Annotated in this window: 11 protein-coding genes, 1 tRNA gene and 1 pseudogene; 7 read left to right on the top strand and 6 right to left on the bottom strand. The window is 48.4% G+C overall.

The genetic code is table 11. The features are described 5' to 3' along the window. Window positions 1–12: 12 nt before the first annotated feature. The gene (locus tag AAH187_RS12275; RefSeq protein WP_342348750.1) at window positions 13–738 is read right to left on the bottom strand and encodes an SDR family NAD(P)-dependent oxidoreductase; all 726 of its coding nucleotides are present in this window, start codon (window positions 736–738) and stop codon (window positions 13–15) included. Window positions 739–973: 235 nt separating this feature from the next. Here AAH187_RS12275 and AAH187_RS12270 point away from each other — a divergent pair, with 235 nt between their 5' ends. Further along, the gene (locus AAH187_RS12270) at window positions 974–1,969 is read left to right on the top strand and encodes a hypothetical protein (RefSeq protein ID WP_342348749.1); all 996 of its coding nucleotides are present in this window, start codon (window positions 974–976) and stop codon (window positions 1,967–1,969) included. On the opposite strand, the gene AAH187_RS12265 is transcribed toward AAH187_RS12270, so the two are convergent. The 3 genes from AAH187_RS12265 to AAH187_RS12255 all read right to left on the bottom strand — a co-directional run bounded on the left by AAH187_RS12265 (window position 1,862) and on the right by AAH187_RS12255 (window position 7,014). Continuing rightward, window positions 1,862–4,852, bottom strand: a complete 2,991-nt coding sequence (locus tag AAH187_RS12265; protein WP_342348748.1) for a proline dehydrogenase family protein — start codon at window positions 4,850–4,852, stop codon at window positions 1,862–1,864. The two genes, AAH187_RS12270 and AAH187_RS12265, sit on opposite strands and share 108 nt — an antisense overlap. 83 nt (window positions 4,853–4,935) lie before the next feature. Further along, on the bottom strand, window positions 4,936–6,039 hold the full coding sequence (locus AAH187_RS12260; protein WP_342348747.1) for a hypothetical protein: 1,104 nt from the start codon (window positions 6,037–6,039) through the stop codon (window positions 4,936–4,938). A gap of 153 nt (window positions 6,040–6,192) precedes the next feature. Then, window positions 6,193–7,014, bottom strand: a complete 822-nt coding sequence (locus AAH187_RS12255) for a dienelactone hydrolase family protein (protein WP_342348746.1) — start codon at window positions 7,012–7,014, stop codon at window positions 6,193–6,195. 552 nt (window positions 7,015–7,566) lie between these two features. Here AAH187_RS12255 and AAH187_RS12250 point away from each other — a divergent pair. Continuing rightward, complete coding sequence (locus tag AAH187_RS12250; RefSeq protein ID WP_342348745.1) at window positions 7,567–8,052, top strand: hypothetical protein; 486 nt, start codon at window positions 7,567–7,569, stop codon at window positions 8,050–8,052. A gap of 40 nt (window positions 8,053–8,092) precedes the next feature. Here AAH187_RS12250 and AAH187_RS12245 read toward each other — a convergent pair whose 3' ends face one another. Further along, window positions 8,093–8,398, bottom strand: a complete 306-nt coding sequence (locus tag AAH187_RS12245) for an ATP-dependent Clp protease adaptor ClpS (protein WP_342348744.1) — start codon at window positions 8,396–8,398, stop codon at window positions 8,093–8,095. A gap of 249 nt (window positions 8,399–8,647) precedes the next feature. Between AAH187_RS12245 and AAH187_RS12240 the strand changes: the two genes are divergently transcribed. The 4 genes from AAH187_RS12240 to AAH187_RS12225 all read left to right on the top strand — a co-directional run bounded on the left by AAH187_RS12240 (window position 8,648) and on the right by AAH187_RS12225 (window position 11,447). Continuing rightward, on the top strand, window positions 8,648–9,670 hold the full coding sequence (locus tag AAH187_RS12240; RefSeq protein ID WP_342348743.1) for a GDP-mannose 4,6-dehydratase: 1,023 nt from the start codon (window positions 8,648–8,650) through the stop codon (window positions 9,668–9,670). 393 nt (window positions 9,671–10,063) lie between these two features. Next, a complete protein-coding gene (locus tag AAH187_RS12235) occupies window positions 10,064–11,140 on the top strand; it encodes an OmpA family protein (RefSeq protein ID WP_342348742.1) in 1,077 nt (358 codons plus the stop codon). Between the two features lie 44 nt (window positions 11,141–11,184). Beyond that, window positions 11,185–11,376 carry a hypothetical protein gene (locus tag AAH187_RS12230; RefSeq protein WP_342348741.1) on the top strand — a complete coding sequence of 64 codons (192 nt, stop codon included), beginning with the start codon at window positions 11,185–11,187 and terminating at the stop codon, window positions 11,374–11,376. Further along, a tRNA-Leu gene (locus tag AAH187_RS12225) sits at window positions 11,359–11,447 on the top strand. The genes AAH187_RS12230 and AAH187_RS12225 overlap by 18 nt, the downstream gene beginning before the upstream one ends. A 144-nt stretch (window positions 11,448–11,591) precedes the next feature. Here the strand turns inward: AAH187_RS12225 and AAH187_RS12220 are convergent. Beyond that, window positions 11,592–11,960, bottom strand: coding sequence for a tyrosine-type recombinase/integrase (locus tag AAH187_RS12220; protein WP_342348740.1), 369 nt, complete (start codon window positions 11,958–11,960; stop codon window positions 11,592–11,594). A gap of 422 nt (window positions 11,961–12,382) precedes the next feature. Here AAH187_RS12220 and AAH187_RS12215 point away from each other — a divergent pair. Continuing rightward, window positions 12,383–12,814: pseudogene (locus tag AAH187_RS12215) on the top strand (transposase); the annotation flags it as partial.

Raw genomic sequence — 12,814 nt, 5'->3', positions numbered from 1 at the left:
GTGTAAATAGGCTCACCAAATCCGGCTGTCCAGGTTCCATATTTGTCCAGACGTGTCAGGCGACAAGGCCATGTGATAGACAGTAGTAGCCACATATTTTAAGGAAGAAGGCCTGTGGAGAGTATGGTTGGCGGTCTTCATTGCCGACTGCCATCCCGGTTCTGACAATGGTGAGAGGTGCCATCCTGGGAACACCATATTTACTCGTATATTGAAGGCTCCCCATTCTTTTGCCACTGTCTGCATCAACCCAGTCAGTCCTGCCTTAGAAGCCGCATAAGCGGCCTGCCCTGCCACTCCTTGTTCAGCGGAAAGAGAGCCTACAAAAATCACGGACCCATCATTTTGGTGTTCAAAGATGGGGGCGATGGCTTTGAGCACAGTATAGGCACCGGTCAAGTTCGTGTGAAGGGTGCGGGTCCAGTCCTCAGGGGAGGTTTTGAGTAAGAGCTTCGAAGGGTCCACACCAACCGCCCACACCAATACGTTCAGAAAGTGATGGGACTGTATGAATTCCTGCAGAATGGCCTGAATTTGTGAGCTGTTTGAGACGTCGGCTTGATATAGATGACTTTCTCCTCCAGCTTTCTTGATCGCCGCCGCAGTTTCATTTGCAGTGGTTTGATGTTGATGGTAATGAATGCCGACTCTCCAGCCCTGGTGTCCGAAAACCGTCGCAATGGCTCCACCAATAATTCCCGATCCTCCAAACACCATGATGTTCGAACGGGTGTTCATCTTGCCGGCTGTTGATTGGTGGTGGGGTTCATGCGTATCTGGGGAGTTACGCGTGTCACTACCATGCAGCGTTGAAACATGAAGATAATGAGATAAGGGGTAGGTATATGACTGACTTGGTGTCGTTTTGTATTGATTTCCATTCCGTCTCCTTGGTTCTTAGTCTGCATAGGGCGGAGAGATTGTCAATCCTTGAAATAGTCTGTCAACCCAAAAGGCGGCATTTTCAGGGGGAATGGGACCTGGATCGGTGATCCTTGCTTGGTATCTTGCCGGTTTTGATGATCCTGTGGTAGGTTCACATCACTTTCTGCCTATGAATATTTCCTTTACATTGTTTGGAACTTCCTACACAACTGGGGCATTGGTTTGCCTTGGTTTTTCCTTGTTGTGCATGCCCGGCATGGTCCATTCCGCTGATTCCACGAAGTTTGTGGTTGATAAAAGCCATGAATATTTTCCTGATCAGGTGGGAAATGAATGGGTGTATAAGGGAACGATGATCGAAGGGGGCATGGTCCAGATTAAAAATGAGGATACGCGGTTTACGAATGTCTCAAAAGTGACCGGGACAGAAATCTTAGAGGGAGTGGAGGTCACGGTTTTCAACGATACCAATCCTGGCAATCAAGGTCCGTCGGATAGTTATTATCGCCGTGATATTGCAGGGATCCGGTATTATGGGTCGAAGCCAGGCACCACGTTGGAGCGCCAACTGGTACCCTATCAAATCGTGCGATTTCCCTTAGAGGTACCCAGCTCTTTTGAGCAATTTCAACGGACCGGGTTGGATTTTGGCATGGATGTGGATCGTGATGGGGAAAAAGAAACGGTAGATATTATGGCAACTGTCTCCGTTCAAGGCCAAGAGACCGTGATAGTACCGGCCGGCACCTATCCGGAAGCCATTCGCCTTGAAGCCAAAATGATCATGAAGGTGCATTTGTCTGAAAGTGGTGAGACAATCCAGGGAACAGATACGATGACGGCCTGGTTTGCTCGTGGAGTGGGATTGCTTAAATATATTGAACGCCAAACCATTCCTTCCGTTCGAAGTCAGAATGAACGGATGGTCGAAGTGATTGAGGAATTAGAAAAGGTGACTGTCGCATCTGAAGTGGCATTATTGGGTCGGAGCGAAGCCACGGCGAAGCGTGTTTTCCGTAATCACCTTTTCCACCATGAATTGCTCAAGATACCCGCTTCCTCCGGCCTTCCGGCCGATTCCTGATAATCGATGCCCTCCAAATGGTTGCCGGTTCACCAATGATCCGGTAATCGGTCGGTTGATATACAAATTTCCCACATCAAATGTGTCACGAGCCAGTTGAATATTGGCAGGACTGCGTGAGTATATTCCTCCGGTAAGGGCATAGGGGGAATCATTGGCTAATTCCAGGGCTTCCGAAATTGTGGAGACCTTCAGCACAACCATGACCGGCCCAAATATTTCTTCCTGAACGACAGGATGGGAAGGTGGTAGATCTGTCAGTATCACCGGACCCTGAAAGTACCCAGGTCCCTCAATCTGGCGATCGAGGATGCAGTTGCCATCTGTTTTCCCAAGTTGCACAAAGTGCCGGACTCGTTCCAGTGCCCGTCGATCAATCAATGGTCCCATCCGGTTTCCAGGGTGTTCCGGTGGACCAATTGGAATGCTTGAAGCCGCCTGTTTGAGCCGTTCAAGAAATAGGGGGTACACGTCGTGGAGGACAAGGATTCTGGAACAGGCGGAGCACTTTTGTCCTTGGTAGCCGGTTGCACTGGCTAAGACCCCAATCACTGCTTCATCTAAATCGGCCGTTTCATCAACAATGATCGCATTTTTTCCGCCCATTTCTGCAATGACATGTTTGATATGTCGTTGTCCAACCGAGACGTGACTGGCCTCTTGCATAATACTCAATCCGACGGTTTGTGACCCTGTAAAGGCGATGAGGTGGACTTTGGGGTGCTTGACGAGGGCCTGTCCCACGTCCGGTCCACCGGGTAGAAATTGTAAGACCCCTTCAGGTAAACCAGCTTCCATGAGTAGCGTGAAGAGGTGATACCCCATCATCGGTGAGCGCTCGGAGGGTTTAAACAGGACAACATTTCCGCTGACTAAGGCTGCCGAGACAAGACCGGTTGGAATGGCTAACGAAAAATTCCACGGCGCAATCACCACGGCCAATCCTCGTGGTTGGAAGATCCGTTGATTGTATTCCCCTGGCTCTGTTCCCAGTCGCTGCGGAGTGCCTAGACGAATCATTTCCCGTCCATAAAATTCTAGGAAATCGATGGCTTCAGCGACGTCGGCATCGGCTTCCCGCCAGGGCTTTCCAGTTTCCAAGATTTCCCACGCGGCTAATTCCGATCTGCGTTGTCCCATCAGCCCGGCTGCATGAAATAAAATCCGTGCGCGGGCCTGCGGAGAGACTTTTCCCCAGGTACCCATATGGTTGTGGGCGAGTTGGACAATGGAATCAATCTGGTCAGGGGACAGAGTTGGAAATCTAGCAATGATTTGGTCAGGAAAACTGGGATTTGTCGAGATCAGTTCTGGTCCAAGCCAGGGCATGGGGGTCGGAACCGGATAAAAATGGATTTGTCCCAGGAGGGGAGCGATGTGCGCGAGGGCTAGAGAAAAATCTCGTTGAACGACCTGTTGAGAAAAATCAGAATGTGGTTCGTTGGAGAACCTGTCAGGATTGTCTCCATCAAGTAAAGTGGCTTCAGACTGACGTTCCAGAGACATCGTCTCCTCTCCATTCCTGTTAGCGTTCGAGGGTGACAATAGCAGATGCTCTAGTGACTCGGCAGTTTCATATTGGCGTCGAATGAAGCTTTCATTCGAGGTATTTTCCAATAACCGACGCACGAGATAGGCCATGCCGGGAAGGAGTTCCCCAATTGGAGCATAGACCCTGAGCCGAAATCCCTGTTGCACCACCGCATCACGTAAAGGTTCGGCCATGCCATATAACATCTGATATTCAAACGTTCCCGGCGGGAGATTGAGTGAGTCGCCCATCGCCTGGACTACGGCTAAGGTTCGAATATTGTGCGAGCCAAAGGCCGGGCGAATGAAGGCTCGGTGTTCAAGAATTCGGTGAGCGAGGTGTTCGTAGTTCGCATCGGTGTCGGTTTTTTTCAAGTAGACCGGGATGGGCCAACCTTGTTGTTGATAGCGAATTACTTCAGAGTCCCAGTAGGCGCCCTTAACGAGGCGAATACCGAAGGGAGTGTTTCGCTGTTTTCCCCATGCTAGAAGAGTATCCAGCGTGTGGTTCGTGTGCTTGAGGTAGGCTTGTATGGCGATGCTGGCATGCGGAAAGTGTTGGTAGGCAGGTTCAGAAAATAAACGCATAAATACCGTAAGAATGAGCGGCTCCAATTCGGCCTGTTCCATATCAAACGTAATAGAAGCAGGCAGGGCCTGCGCCAGGTCCAGGATCGATCGTAGACGAGGGGCAACTCCTGCGTAACTGCCCACAGGATCAATCGGGTCTAATTGCGAATATAAGGCGGAGAGTTTGATGGACAGATTGATCCTGGGGAGGGAACCGAGATGATCGGTTTCTAATAGAGGTTGATGGTTCCATTGTGGGATAACCTCATGTAATTGGGTCAATGTCTGAAGGCATCGCGTGTGATAATGGTCGGCCTCCTCTTCACTGACCGTGGATTCTCCAAGCAAATCAAGCGAACATGCACTTCCTGCATGCCAAAGTTGAGTGAGCGTGGGGACAGCGTGACTGACGGTTTCCCCTGCCATAAACGTGTAGGCCATTTTCAAAAACTGGCGCCGCAATATCCGTGTTCCCACATGGGCCGTAAGGGAATTGTTTGAAAACCGATGCAGGAGCCACTGCAGGGGACCAGGGAGAGACGGCAGATCTTGAAAGTATTCCTTTAGGATACGCACAAATTGTGCGTCGGTCTGAAGGGAGGGAAGGACGTCAATAAAGCGAAACAGTTGCACTTTGAACTGTTCATCACGAGTTCCCCAATCTAGAAGAAGTGAGGTCCACCACCGATGATCCCAAAATCCCGGTGTATGATGATGAGCGTATTCGGCTAATGTTTGTCCAAAGCGCCGGATGTCAGATTCTAACGAATCATGCGCAATCATCCTCTTTTCCCTCCTTAAGGTATTTTACACCTTTTCGGAGAATGGGGAAGAGAGATGAAGGAGAGTCGAACCGGGGAGAAAGGTTAGGGTTGGCAAGCCGACAGACGTTTACCGGAAATACTACCATGAGGACCTAGGGAGTTTTTGAAAGTGCCTTCCAAATGAGTGTCATTGTTGCTGAGCAGCAAACTATCTTCCTGAACTCCTTGGGGAAAGGTCCATTTGAGATAGACCGTATCCCCGTGAATTTCAATGGTGGTCGGTGCGATTTGAGACGGCGAGGATTGGTCCGGGGGTGAAAAGGTGACAGTCATTTTACGATCGCCATGGTTTTGGTGGTTATGCACGATCCATCGCCAGGTACCACACAGCCGGGTGCTGTCAACATTGGTTTGTTCCAGTTGTTGCCACTGCTGAATATTTTGCCAGGCTTCCCATGCTGTCCTATACGCGGTGGCCTCCAACTCGCTGGTTTTTGTGAGGAGGGTCATTCTAAACATGGGGAGGAGCCGGGTTTCAATATAATGCTGAGTAAAGGCATCACGAATGGGTTGGGCGGATTGGTGCTGATTGGCCATGTGAGTGGAGGTTTGCCAATACTCGAGTAATCTATCCTCGATTCCTTGTTGGCCGTGCTGTGTGAAAATACTCGTCCAGGATTGGGGACTATCATCCCATTCCTGATAAGTTTGGTCGTAATATGAGGCAAATTTGGCAAATTCTTCGCCAGGGGGAAGTGGGTGAGAAGTCATCGTGTGAGACCAAGCCGATACTTGTTGGTAGCCATCAATGACAGGTTTCAAAGCTTGAAGGGGGGAGTGTTTCGTGATCCATTGCAGTTGCGCATCGCCGGGGATGATGTCGGAAAGTGGTGGAATGCCTGTTTTTGGCTTAACAAGAACTTCCCGAAATATTTGCGCATGACTGGTGGTAGCCAGAGATTTCAAATAGATGGTGATGGCCTCCTCGATCTCTGCTGGGAGGTTCAACTGGGTAGGTACCGGTTGTAATTTCATGTGAATGCGTGAGTCCGCTGCCCCTGCAGTGGTTGTGGATTTGAAGAAGGCCAAGGCCTCGTCATCTGAGGCAAGCTGAAGAATTTGTGTATGGTGCTCTTTAAGGAAGGACCAGGGGAGTCCAGTTGATTCCTGATTGGCAAAGGCAGGGGAAAGGGACCAGAAAATCAAAATTTGCATACCAATAAGACGGAAGATCGAGCATCTATTTCGATTGGCATGGCACATTATGATATTCCTCAAACCTTAAACCTTGAGTTCGCGATGGTGGGGGATGAAGTGATGAACACTCTCAGGGCAGTTTTTCGACAATCATTTTGGGGTCTATGGGGTTTTGTGGATGATCCTGTTAATGAAGTCTATTGAGGTTTGCAGTGTTTTTTCCAGATCAGACGCCCGGTAGGCCGGAGTGTTACTCTGCCAGAATTCATCAGAGGCTTCAGGATAAGGTTTGACTTCTACTGTTTTTCCGGCCTGTTTGGCAGTTTGACAAAACTTGTCACGTTCTTCTGCTGAATTGAGTACGCTTTTCCCAGGTGTCTGGAGCAGCAGGGGGCAGTACAAACGTTGAGCCAATTCCGGGTCGGTTGGCAGAGTGCCACAGATGGCCACTGCAGCCTGAAGGCGACGTCGATGCGCAGCAGTTTTGATTGCCAGGGATCCACCCATTCCAAACCCGATCACAGCATGCGCATTGCGGGTGGTTCTTTCCAAATTAATATCCTCGGTCAGGTTAGCGTTGAGAAATTCAAAGCTGGCGTTGATGTCTTGCAAGGCCTGTTGTTCATTGACTCGGTCCATCAAGGCCTCGGCGACTTCGGCATTGGCCGTCACCATCCCACCCTGTCTTCCATACAAATTGGGAACTAAGACCACGTACCCTTGGCAGGAGAGGTTTTTTGCTAATTCCTGAATATGGGACGTGAGTCCATAGCGATCATGCAGGAGAACCATAGCCGGTAATATTTTATTGGCCTCTTGGGGTGCGAATTGGATTCCCTCTACCTGCGGGCCTTTAGGATGTCGTGTTTCCGCATAGGGGTCCACCATGTGATCTTTGTGTGTTTCAAAAATTCCCGAACTATTAAATCTCACAACGGTATATCCAATTTGTTCAATGTCATAGGGGGTGGTGTGTTGGGTCATCAAAATAGCCTTTGGATAAGAATGAGCAGGGCTTGCCGAAATGAAAATTTCATTGAAAATTCAATGGGAAAAGTCAAAACACTATATCGGTGGGTTCTTTGGCCTGTCAATCAATCATCGATTGTCCAGGGCAGGAAGCGTTGAACTAATATTTTTAGTGGTTTCGTCTTTCAGAGGAACGATTCGTTTGGAATTTATTCTCTGGTGATTAGATTCCAACCATGTCAACCTACGTCCTCACATGAGAAGCCAACTCAGAATAATTGGCACCTCTTTTTCGAGGCGAAAAAGGCCACCGAATTCAATCACGAAAAAATCAAGCCAATGCTATTGTCCATGACCGTGATTTTGTAACCTGGCATCTCGTACTAATTCCTAGAATGATCAGCTTGAGCACTCTCCAAATACATTTTTTGTTGATAAAAAAATTACTTCAAAAATCCTAGAAAAGTTCATTAGGGAATATTGCCAATGTTCTGGTTTTTAGTGTAAGCTATCGCCTGCAGTGGAATGTTAGAAAGTTTGATATCGGGACAAGGAAAGGAGTTGAGCATGGAACGGCGAGTCACTTCCCATACGGAAGAAGAAGAAATGAATCAACGCCGTCGCCTTCTCACGCTTGCACGGAAAGGGGATCAAAAGGCGGTTGAATCGTTATTCGAATTGTATCAAGTTCGGGTTTTTTCAGGAGACGCCCTGAAAAAAAAGAAGTTGCCAACTTTTCCATTGCCCACACCAACAGGATCTTCGGGGAAAGGCTTGGGGAAGGGCGGGAAGAAATTGGGTAAAATATCCAAATCCTCTCCATCAGAGATGACTTCTCTTCCGTTAGCCGCCAACCTACAGCAAGAGTCAAAAATGATGTCGGGAGGGCCCACCAAGAAAATTGGAAAGATTAAAGGGGCCAAGCCATCTGCAGGAAAATCTGTACAAACTGCTCCCAAACTTGGAAAAAGTAAAAAAGGTGCTCCAGTCGCTAAGGCCAAGCCTACGAAATCCACCTTGTCTGTGAGACCGGCCAGGGTGAAGAAAAAATAATGTTCTTAGATAGGGCAACTCCGTCGTGTGGTGTCAGAATTCAGTAGCGGACTTCAACTCTCAATCCACCTGCTGCCAACTGCTTTCCAATTATATCAGCGTCCTTAATGTCCCCCTGATAGACGATTGCACTTCCGTGGTGATCAATCTGCCAGGCTAATTCAAAGGCTTTTTTCGGGTTCATCCGGGGAATCACCTGACAAAAAAGGCTGACGACTTGTTGGTAGGTATGGCAATCGCAATTGTAGACTACGACTTCGGCTTCGAAATCTTTCCCGGTTCCTATGTCGATGATCTCTAGGGTTTCGGGATCTTTTACGATCCCACAGATAAAAGGGTATAGCATTCTGCATTGTAGCAATGGAGCTGAGGTCCCTCAAGTAAATGCTGTAGTGACCCATTATTTTGACGAAAGTCTAATTGGAATTAATCAGTTGAGCGAGGGTTTGAGATGCTCAACCGACGATTATCCTTTTTTATCAAGCATGACAGGATAGTTGCCGAAGGAAATTCATACAGATATCTTTCAATCTGAAAGCCAGGGAGAAAGTGATGTGCTAAATATGAATCTTTTAGGAAACATAAAGGAGTGTCCGTGGGTAAAACGATACTAGTAACCGGTGCTGCGGGGTTTATTGGAAGCCATGCAGTGGAAGCATTGATCAAACGAGGAGATCAAGTAATTGGACTCGATAATCTCAATGACTACTATGATCCTTTGCGTAAAGAAAAAAACCTTCGAGAGGTGACCGAGCATGCTAAAACTGGACAATGGCCTGGCACATTTCAGTTTCTCAAAGGCGACATTCGCGATCGAGAGTTGGTTGCAAACCTTTTTTCTGATCATCGTTTTGACGCTGTCGTCCATTTAGCAGCGATGGCGGGAGTTCGGGTGTCCATCGATGATCCTGGGCTATATTACGATGTCAATGTGATGGGAACGATGGCATTATTGGATGCGTGTGTGGGGCGGATTGGTTCACAGGCCAAACGCTCAACTTCTCCGACGTTTGTGTTTGCATCAACCTCTTCTGTGTATGGCAATACCAAGACGATTCCCTTTGTTCCGGAGGATTCGTGTGATAAGCCGCTTGCCCCGTATGCGGCGAGTAAGCGAGCAAGTGAATTGCTAGGTTATACCTATCACCACTTGTATGGTTTGGATTGCACCGTATTTCGATTTTTTACCGTGTATGGCCCACGTGGTCGCCCAGATATGATGGCCTATAAAGTATTGGATAATATATTTACTGGCTGTGAAGTCCCTCTCTATAACAATGGGAACATGCATCGAGATTGGACGTATGTCGAAGATATCGTCAGTGGCCTTGTCGCGGCGGTTGATCGTCCTATGGGTTATGAAATCCTGAATCTTGGACGAGGTGAACCCGTCCTCCTTGTCGACTTTGTGAAAGGCATTGAGCAATTAGCAGGACGTGCGGCGCAGCTAGTTCCGGCACCCATGTTAGATGCCGATATTGCCTACACCTTTGCTGACATTTCCAAGACCCGCAAGCTTTTGGGATATAATCCTCAAACATCTGTGCCTGAAGGAGTCGCGAAATTTTGGGCCTGGTATCAATCGGAGATATTGCCGGCTTCAGCCTCAAAGCCCTAACCCCGAATTTCTCAATTCCTGCTTTTTCCCCTGTCATTCTTTCAGGATGTGCTCCTATTCCCCGGTTCAACTGGACCGGGGATATTTATGCCTCTATTACTCCTTGAAAACGAGCGACGGAAGGTTTACTCCCATTTCATGCCTGTTGTTGACGTCGAATAATGATACCTGGTCCTAACGGTATGATGCTCAAGGGGACCTTTTTCCGTATGTTGTGGGCCAGCCTTAACTTTTCTCCAGAACTACCGAAAAGGATTTACACATATCTATCGCGGAAGAATAAAGACAATTTTGTCGGTCATTTTTCAGAGGCCATTCCGTATTGGAGATGAAAGAGAAATCTTCCCCTTTATCTCATAATACGAATAGTCACCATTGCACCAGGAGGATCTCATGTGGGTTAGTCCAAAACGTAGCACCTTATTTGTCGTTGTCACGCTGGGGGTCCTTATGGTTTCGGGATGTAGTAGCCATTCGGTTCGATCTGGGGCCAACTCGCAAGGGGATGGGATGGCTTCAAGTGAAGGTGAAAGTGCCGTCGGCACCAATAGGATCATGGGCCAGACAAATGGATCAGTTGAGGGAAGAGGAAGAAATGGCGGATTGGTCAATGGAGTCAAGCCCTCTCAGCATTCGAATGGTTCGAATTCTCAAGATATAGTCAATGGGGCAGATCCTAATTCGAATCCTGAAGGGATGAGGGGAGCAGAACGAACATTTGGTCAAGGTGGCTCAAACTATGGTCATCAATATCCTGGTGTAGATGGATCGGGTCCTAATCATGGACCTGTTTCTGGATTTGAAAATGGAATGGCGTCGAGTCAAAATCCTGATCCAGAAGCTTGGGCAAATGCCTATCTGGGAAATGGTAAAAATAGCCGCGAATTTTATGGGGATCCGTCAGAGTCCGGGGTTTCCAATGATGGCTCTTCACAAGGAGGTGTGAATCCTGCGAACTGGGCCGAAACGTATAGGAAGGAACATGGCGGTCCTTCTCCTGAGTATGTCGATCCCGATTCGAGCATTGCCATTGGCCATGGCCAGCAAGGGCGGGCCTCAGTGGGAATTGGGAGAACCGATACTAATGGCTCGATATTTGAGTCAAATTTTAGTGGTTCCATGGGGATCCACCATGGTCCGGTGCAAGACATTTACTTTGCCTTTGACAGTTGGAGTATTTCTAGCAACGCCGCCGAGTTTCTTGAAGAAGGGGCGCAATGGTTACAAGCGAATCCTGGAAAGGCTTTGACGATTGAGGGGCACTGCGACCAAAGGGGGACTCAGGATTATAATTTGGTGTTAGGGCAAAAAAGGGCCGATGCAGCACGGGCATATTTAGTGAATCTGGGTGTGCAACCGGACCGGATTAAGATTGTCTCCTACGGCAAAGAACGCCCATTTTGTCAAAGCGACAGTGAAGATTGTTTTCAGGAGAATCGGCGGAATCATATGCTTGTTCGAGTCAATTAAAGATTCGGCTCCCCTAGGACCCACAACGGTTTTCGAACAAGAGGATGCGAAACACTCGCATCCTCTTGTTTTTTGACCTGTACATCCGTCATCCAAACAAAGGGAAAGAAGGAAAAAGACTAGCGGATGCATGGGTTATCCTCATGCCGATGTTTCTGTTTGAAAATCTTGCACCGATTTTTAAGGAGTGGTACAGTCTCGTCGCCATTCTGTGCGATGCCGGAGTGGCGGAATAGGCAGACGCAAGGGACTTAAAATCCCTCGGGCTTACCAGCTCGTACCGGTTCGACCCCGGTCTCCGGCACCAATTAAATCAACAACTTGAGGCAAGTTTCTCCCTTGGATCGGGAAGGGCCTGAGAAGAGGTCTGATGGGCTAGTGTTAGATAGGTGTTAAATTGGTGGGCCGCAGCCTAGAGGTCAGGCTCTGGGAAGCTATTGGACCAGGTAAATCAGGGCATCGTTTTATTCCCGGAAATGCGCATAATGGTCACATGATCCATCTCTGCCCGTCGCTTATTGCTGATCGTCGTATGCCGGAAATCATGAAAACTAAATCTCTGAATGCCAGAATCCTGACATGCGGTCTTGAATGCCTCCCGCATACATCGAATAGGATGCCCCTTCCGTAAGAACACCCGAGAGCTATGGAGGGAATGAACCTTGTGCAGATTCTTGAAAATGTCCCATAACTCCATCGAAAAATTTAAGGGAATCGTGCGCCCCTCTCGGGTTTTGGTATCCTCAGCCCGGAGTCGAATGAATCCTCCCTTTAAATCGACCTGATCATACGTAACGCTTAACGCCTCTCTCCCATACACGTAATATTGGATTTATATTTTATAAATCCTTTGGCGCTGAAGCTTAGCATCGGATACACAGGTGACGGTTCAGAATTAAAAAGTTGTTGGACCCTTGATCCGCTCGCTGCCAAAAATCTTCACCATCAAATGAATCAAACCAGTTTTATCTTGGCCTGCTTGCCCACGGTCTTGTTGGTTATGAGAGTTTTTTAACGCTTGAGCTTGACTTTCGTTGCCCCGGTCGCGAACTGCTGGACCTTCCCATTATCACGATGGGAAACTTCAGGAAATATGCCTCCTTTCTTTTGATCGGTTCATTGGGACCACTCTCCTTTTTGAGTAGGTTGCTCATTAGGCCCACCGATACCTATGTAAGCTTCCCCAAAATATGGACAGGCGAAAAGTAGAGCTTTCTGGCAAAATTCATCCAGGAGGTTCTCATGAAAACGAGTGGATTCAGCGAAACGCAGATTTTTGCCATCTTGAAACAAGCCGATGCTGGAGTCAAAGTCAAAGACCTGTGTCGGCACCATGGCATCAGCGATGGCACCTACTACAACTGGAAAGCTAAATATGGTGGGCTGGAGGTTTCGGATCTCAAGCGGCTCAAGGAAACCGAGAGCGAACTCGCAAAGCTCAAACGGCTGTATGCGGACCTGGCCCTCGAGAATTAAGCTTTAAAGGATTTGCTCGAAAAAAAGTTCTAACGCCGTCCGACAAACGGGCGGCGGTCACGACGATGCGAGAGACGCATGGCCTCTCGGTGGTCCGCAGTTGTCCGGCGGTGGGCCTGTCCCGCTCCTCCTATTATCAAACACCTTTTGATTGGCAAACCCGGGACAAGAAAATTATTGACGCCCTGAATCAGTTGG

The sequence above is a fragment of the uncultured Nitrospira sp. genome (assembly GCA_902500695.1).
In the GTDB taxonomy this organism is placed as follows: domain Bacteria; phylum Nitrospirota; class Nitrospiria; order Nitrospirales; family UBA8639; genus Nitrospira_E.
The sequence above is the reverse complement of the archived record's forward strand: the minus strand, read 5'-3'. Positions and strand labels throughout refer to the sequence as shown.